General features: G+C 45.1%; 1 protein-coding gene. It reads left to right on the forward strand.

Annotated elements, in window-relative coordinates; genetic code table 11:
- Positions 1-46: 46 nt before the first annotated feature.
- Positions 47-896: hypothetical protein (locus A11A3_RS17155; RefSeq protein ID WP_008930596.1), on the forward strand; the 850-nt coding region annotated here is incomplete at its 3' end.

The raw sequence follows: 896 nt of genomic DNA on the forward strand, positions 1-896 counted from the left end.
GGCGATTCACGTTATGCAAAAAAAACATGAAAAATAGGGATGGCTTATGGAAAACTTAATTTTCCGGATGGATGGGGGAGCCTTCGATGATGGCTACAGATTGGACAAAATGGTGTCGGGGCTACATGGTACCCAGCAAATCCTTGAAGGTGTGTATAAGGGTGTTACTGGGAAATTACGGCTTTCAAAAAACGACCGAGAACTCTACAAGTTAATAGCGGAAGATGTTCAGAGGGGAAGCCTTCTTGTTCATCTCGGAGCTATTTTCTCTGGCGTTCAGCAGACGCTTCCCTTTCTTCCTTCTTTATCGCCCGAAGATATGTGGGAGTACACCAAGGCCAGTGCCGCCTTTCTGTATGATATCTACAAGGCAGCGCATGAAGGAAAGCCCATTTCGGTTAATCAAGAGGGTCAGAATACTGCGGTTGTGACGGATGGGAACGATAACACCGTTCATGTCTACAATGGGCCGGTATATCAAATTGGCACCCAAATTATTACCGGGCTACGCACTCTGGATGATGCGCTAGAAGAGGATAATGTTAAGGAAATAAGCTTGGGTTCAAAGTTCGAAAAAGTTCCAGCAATAAAAATGCCCTTTGAGGAAAAGGGGTTGTATCATCCACCAGTTTCCATCGATGAAGAGCCCAAGACATTAAATTGCGATATATTTGACTTCAACAAGTATGACCGCGTCGGAAAATTGAGAGTTTCCGAGTCACAGCAACTCCCAGAAGGCAACTACAAGTTTAGAGTTATTGGTAGACAGGAAGTTGAAGATTACATTTTATCGATGACCGAAAAACAAGTAGAAGTCCATTGCATGGTGGAATATGAGAACGATCCGCTTCGGGAGACTCGGATCGGAAGGGGTTCTACCCCGTTTCCACGGACGG

The sequence above is a fragment of the Alcanivorax hongdengensis A-11-3 genome, from assembly GCF_000300995.1.
GTDB classification, from domain to species: domain Bacteria; phylum Pseudomonadota; class Gammaproteobacteria; order Pseudomonadales; family Alcanivoracaceae; genus Alcanivorax; species Alcanivorax hongdengensis.